The 4950-nt window shown below is 72.2% G+C and carries 6 protein-coding genes; 2 read left to right on the forward strand and 4 right to left on the reverse strand.

The annotated features are described in order from the left end of the window. Nucleotides 1-309: 309 nt before the first annotated feature. Nucleotides 310-795 (reverse strand): MarR family winged helix-turn-helix transcriptional regulator, encoded by a 486-nt coding sequence (locus CCN33_RS26500; RefSeq protein ID WP_086695981.1) that lies wholly within the window; start codon nt 793-795, stop codon nt 310-312. A gap of 161 nt (nt 796-956) precedes the next feature. On the opposite strand from CCN33_RS26500, the gene CCN33_RS26505 reads away from it, so the two are divergent. Then, nucleotides 957-2105, forward strand: coding sequence for a PP2C family protein-serine/threonine phosphatase (locus CCN33_RS26505; RefSeq protein ID WP_208621901.1), 1149 nt, complete (start codon nt 957-959; stop codon nt 2103-2105). A gap of 78 nt (nt 2106-2183) precedes the next feature. Here CCN33_RS26505 and CCN33_RS26510 read toward each other — a convergent pair whose 3' ends face one another. From CCN33_RS26510 to CCN33_RS26520, 3 genes are read right to left on the reverse strand one after another with little or no spacing between them, the layout of a single operon-like run. Beyond that, complete coding sequence (locus CCN33_RS26510) at nt 2184-3086, reverse strand: MauE/DoxX family redox-associated membrane protein (protein WP_086695983.1); 903 nt, start codon at nt 3084-3086, stop codon at nt 2184-2186. A gap of 22 nt (nt 3087-3108) precedes the next feature. Further along, entirely contained in the window at nt 3109-3732 is a 624-nt protein-coding gene (locus CCN33_RS26515; RefSeq protein WP_208621902.1) for a cell wall protein, read from the reverse strand. 11 nt (nt 3733-3743) lie between these two features. Continuing rightward, entirely contained in the window at nt 3744-4166 is a 423-nt protein-coding gene (locus tag CCN33_RS26520) for an RlpA-like double-psi beta-barrel domain-containing protein (protein WP_086695984.1), read from the reverse strand. 186 nt (nt 4167-4352) lie between these two features. Between CCN33_RS26520 and CCN33_RS26525 the strand changes: the two genes are divergently transcribed. Then, entirely contained in the window at nt 4353-4739 is a 387-nt protein-coding gene (locus CCN33_RS26525) for an STAS domain-containing protein (protein WP_086695985.1), read from the forward strand. The last annotated feature ends 211 nt before the right edge of the window (nt 4740-4950 follow it).

A 4950-nucleotide genomic window follows, 5' to 3' on the forward strand; every position in this document is an offset into this window, starting at 1 on the left:
GGTGAGGAAGTGGGGGCCGAGCTGGTCTCCGAACAGCCAGTGCAGGTCGGTCATCGCGGCCACTCCTCGATCAGGGCTGGGTGCGGCGGACCCCGCGGGTGGAGACGTATCCATGTGGCGTCGATCTCATGATCGTCCCGTGAAACACTTGCCGTTTGACAACTATGACCATGACGCAAGAAAGTATCCGGTGTCACAGCAGGAGGGGAAGGATCAGGGATGTTCCGGTCGGCGGAGGCCGCTCCGTTCGCCGGCCGCCGGTCGCCGGCCACGATCCACGGCAGCTCTGTCGGCTGCGGCCCGGTTCGCTCAGGCGGTCCGGGAGCCGGAGGACTCGTCGTACCCGTGTATCTGCTCCGAGGCGACCGCGCAGAACGCCTCCAGGCCGGTGAGCAGGGCACTGCGGTCCCCGACGGACATCCGCTCCAGCACCGAGCGCAGCGTCTCCTCGCGCCGGGCCCGCAGGTCCGTGAGGAAGGCGCGGCCCCGGGTGCTCAGGTACAGGCGCACCTCGCGGCGGTCGGTCCGGCTCACCTCGCGCTCGACGAACCCCGCCGCCTGGAGCCGGTCGCACAGGCGGCTGGTCGAAGGCGGGGTGGAGGCCAGATGGTCCCCGAGGGTCCGCAGGTTGATGCCCTCCTGGTGCTCCAGAATCAGCAGCACGCGCAACTGGGACGCCGAGGCGGGAGCCGTGGAGGCCCGGCCCCACAGGACTTCCAGCAATTCCGCGGCCGTGGAGGTCACACGCGCGACTTCGACGGGTTCGGGGCGGGGGTGGAAGTTCGTCACGGTCACACTCTCGCAGGTACGGGGACGACCCACAGCCTACTAGCAGGCAAGACGGTCCGGAATATCCAGGAAGACTGCACGATACGTCCACCACTCGGCCCATCAGGGGGCGGGCGTGGCGTTCTCACGGGTGAAAGATTGGCATACCTACGATCGTGAACAGATTCATGGCTGTCGAGCGGGCGCTGCGCACGGCGCCTCCTTATGCCCTGGCCGACACCGTCCGCCGGGAGCTGGCCGGGCACTACGCGGCCGAGGCCGTGGAGTTCCTGCTGGCCGACTACAGCCTCACCATGCTCCAGCCGGTGACCACCCCGCCGCACGCGCTCCCCCCGGTCTCTCTGCACAACGGCCCGGCGGGCCGGGCCTTCGGCGCCCAGGAACCCTTCCTGGAGAGCCTGGTCGACCACCGGCTGCGGGTCCACCTGCCGGTCAGCGTGCACGGGGACCGGCTCGGCGTGCTCACGGTGACCCTGCCCGACTCCGAGGACAGCAGCGCGGCGCTGCCCGAGCTGGCCGAGATCGCCCAGGTGCTGGGGCACGAGGTGCTGGTCGCCGACCGCGAGACCGACCTGTATCTCCAGGCCCGGCGCCAGGACCGGCTCACCCTGGCCGCGGAGATGCAGTGGCAGCTCCTGCCCGGCCACTCCTGCTCCCTGCCGGAGTTCGATCTCGGCGCCCAGCTCGAGCCGGCGTACGCCATGCACGGCGACAACTACGACTGGTCGTCCACGGCGGACCGGCTCACCCTGTACGTCTCCAACGGCATGGGCGAGGGCATAGAGGCCGCGCTGCTCACCAACCTGGCGGTCAACGCGCTGCGCAACGCCCGCCGGGCCGGCATCCCGCTCGCCGACCAGGCGGCCCTGGCGGACCAGGCGGTGTACGCCCAGTACCGGGGGCACCGTTATCTGTCGGTGCTGATGCTGGACTTCGACCTGGCCACCGGCCGCGCCCGGGTGGTGGACGCCGGGTGCCCGCAGTTGCTCCGGCTGCGCGGCGGCGCCGTGGAGCACGTGGGCTTCGAGGCGCAGTTGCCGCTCGGCATGTTCGAGGAGACCGACTACGTCGCGCAGGAGCTGCAGGTGGAGCCCGGCGACCGGCTGGTCTTCGTCAGCGACGGCGTGTACACGGTCGCCTCGCCCAAGGGAGAGCCCTACGGGGACGCGGCGCTGACGCGGGCCATTCAAGCCACCCGGCTGCTCCCGGCCTCGGAGGTGCCCGGAGCGGTGCTGCGCGAGCTCACCGGGCACCGGGGCACCGCGGCGCCGGACGACGACGCGCTGGTGGTCTGCCTGGACTGGCACGGCCGCTGAGGGCGCCCTGCCCCCTGTCTCACGCACCGGCCCGGTGCGACCGCCGTGACCGCGCGGCGGCCGCCCCGGGCCGGTGTCCTATTCCACGAGGCGCAGCGAGCGGCGGGCCGGGGCCGCGCGCAGTTCCTCGGCGGCCACCGGCGCCCCCGTGTCCGCGTCGACGTAACTGACGCGGATCACCGGGTCGCCGGGCGTGTCGCGGCCGACGGTGGCGTCCAGGGCGAACAGGACCGCCACCGGGCGGGCTGCCTCGCCCTCGCCGTGGACGCCGGAGTAGTGCAGGATGCGCCAGCCGTCGCTCTCCCAGTGGTCCAGCAGCGCGGAGCGCACCACGGGCGAGGTGGTGTGCCAGGCCAGGGAGTTCTCCAGCAGTTCGACGCTGGCGGCCACCGGAACCTGCCGCGTCCCGCCCCGGCCGGTCAGCGGGTGGCCCGACACGCGCAGCCGGGTGCGGCGCAGGGGCAGCAGCAGCCGGCGGTCCAGGTCCGCCGAGAGGGCGAACAGGACCAGCGCGCCCACGGCCAGCACGACGGCCGAGGCCACCGGCCGGTCCCCGAGCGCGTCCCACCAGGCGCGGCGCGCCCCGGCGGCCGTGAGCCCGCCGGCCAGGACGAGCGCGGCGCGGGCGAAGGCGCGCCCGGTGACCGGCGTGTCCTCAGTCGCGGAGCAGCCGCAGGACGCCTGGGGGGCCCGCGCCCGGCCGTAGCCGAGGTAGCCGAGGAACCCGGCCCCGAGGACGGCGGTGGCCGCCCCTGGCAGCGCGCTGCCGGGGGCCGCGAGCAGGGCTCCGGCCAGGAGCAGCTCGGCCCACCCGGTGGCACGCAGCACCAGGACGGCCCGCTCGCTGCTGCTCAGCAGGCGGGCCAGCGCGGTCTTCGGCGCCGTCCGGACGACGTCCGGGCCGAGGGCCTTGGCCGCGCCGGTCCAGGAGAGCAGCCCGGCGAGGAGGAGCGGGAGGAGTCCCGTGGTCAGTGACAGCATCTGCGCCTCTCCCAAGTCCGCTTCAGTGCCCGACGGAGATACGGACGACGTCCACGGAGTCGTCGGACGGCCGCCAGGCACCCAGCACTTGGGCGCTCTGCCCGATACGCAGCCGGGACAGGTCCGAGGTGAGTCCGCGCCCGGCGTAGGAAGCGCCGGTGTCGGCGAGGATGTTGCCGACGAGCTCGTGCCGTCCGTGGGCGAGGTGGACCCGGTTCTTCGCGATGCCCCGGATCGTGGTGTCGAGGTTGACGATGTTGACCCAGACCGCGTCGGCGGCCACCGTGCCGTCGGGCATGGGGACTCCGCGCGCGTAGAGGCCGTCGCCGACCTCGATGACCTCGGCGGTGGTGGGCCGGACCTTCCACACGCTGGTGACATTGGTCATCTGCACGCGCGCGTGGCCGCCGCTGGAACCGGCCACCTCCAGCACGCTGCCGGTGATGCCGGTGATTCTGCCCTCCACGAAGGAGGACCTGGCGATGGCCGGGTCGAGGGAGGGCTCGGCGGCGAAGGCCGCGTCGGCGTCCAGGCCGCCCAGGGCGCCGGCGCCGACGATGGTCGCGCCGCCCAGGGCGGCGGTGGTGAGGAAGCGGCGGCGGCGCATCCCCTCGGACGGCACTCCCGTGGTGTTCCGTGCGTTCATGTCGGGCCTCCTCACTCGTAGATGTAGACGGGGAGCTTGCCGGAGCTGAGGTTGCCGATCGCCGAGAAGGCGGCCGGGGTCAGGTCGAGCACGCGGTTGGTGCGGCAGGCGCCGTTGCAGCAGGTCGCCTCGCCGCACCAGTCCTTGGTACGGGGGCCGCAGTCGGTGATGGTGATGCACACCGTCGCGCCGGAACACTGGTGGCGGACGTTCATCACCGAACCGCAGCCGCGCCGGGGGATGTTCTCGCCGCAGAGGTCGGGGCGGGTGATGCTGTAGCACGCCGCCGAGGCGTTCGGCCAGGCGCCGTGGTGCGCACTGGACTGGCAGTTGCCGCAGGCGCCGCCACCGGCGCTGCCGCAGGGCCCCCATGAGTTGCCGCAGCAGAACCAACTGGTCTCACCGGCCCAGAGGCTGGTCGATCCGCAAGCCATCGTGCAGTCCTCCCTGATTGCAGGTACATGACAAATTTGGGGTGGCGTGGAGCGATGGAGCGCTTTCATGATGCGCGCGTCTACGCGGGTTGCATAGAGCACGTACGCGACCTCCCAGCGTGATGTATCCAGGCTGAAACCACCCTGGACTGTGACGCGGTGGACCCTGTACGGCACCATTGCCTCATGGTGAAGCGCGGTCAGACGTATGAGGAAGTGATCCCCCCGGCGGTGGCGTACTCGCAGGCCGACGGAGAACTGTGGGTCATCGGCCTGCGCGGCCACCTCGACCCCGAGGAACTGGACACCGTCGAGGACGCCACCGAGGACGCCCTGGTCCGCTGGACCGGGCCGCTCGTGTTCGACCTGCGGGAGGTCGGCTTCTGCGACTCGTCGCTGCTCAACCATCTGCTGCGTACGGCGCGGCGCCGGGACGTCGGCATCTTCGGCGGGGACGTGACCGTACGGCGCCTGCTCGAACTGACCGGGGCGGACCGTCTGCTGCCCTCGCATCCCGACCTGGAGTCGGCGCGTGCCGCCCTGTCCACGCTGCCGCGGCAGGCACGGCCGTGAGCGGTTCGGTCCCCCTCACCGGCGTGTACCGTCAGGGCGGGGGCACGCGCAGGGAAAGCACGCCCGCGCGAAAGGGGCTCATGTTCACCGCACACTCCCAGGCATCGTCACCGGCCGACGCCCGTCGGCTCGCGGCGGCGTACCTGGATGCGCACTGTCCGGGCGCGGACGCGGAGGCGGTGCAGATCGTCGTGAGCGAGCTGGTCACCAA

The sequence above is a fragment of the Streptomyces recifensis genome, from assembly GCF_002154615.1.
Lineage (GTDB): Bacteria > Actinomycetota > Actinomycetes > Streptomycetales > Streptomycetaceae > Streptomyces > Streptomyces griseoluteus.

What these genes read in the sequence shown, in the direction of transcription:
- CCN33_RS26525 (WP_086695985.1), top strand. Translation starts at nt 4,353, where the DNA reads ATGGTGAAGCGCGGTCAGACGTATGAGGAAGTGATCCCCCCGGCGGTG.
- CCN33_RS26510 (WP_086695983.1), bottom strand. Translation starts at nt 3,086, where the DNA reads ATGCTGTCACTGACCACGGGACTCCTCCCGCTCCTCCTCGCCGGGCTG.
- CCN33_RS26515 (WP_208621902.1), bottom strand. Translation starts at nt 3,732, where the DNA reads ATGAACGCACGGAACACCACGGGAGTGCCGTCCGAGGGGATGCGCCGC.
- CCN33_RS26505 (WP_208621901.1), top strand. Translation starts at nt 957, where the DNA reads ATGGCTGTCGAGCGGGCGCTGCGCACGGCGCCTCCTTATGCCCTGGCC.
- CCN33_RS26520 (WP_086695984.1), bottom strand. Translation starts at nt 4,166, where the DNA reads ATGGCTTGCGGATCGACCAGCCTCTGGGCCGGTGAGACCAGTTGGTTC.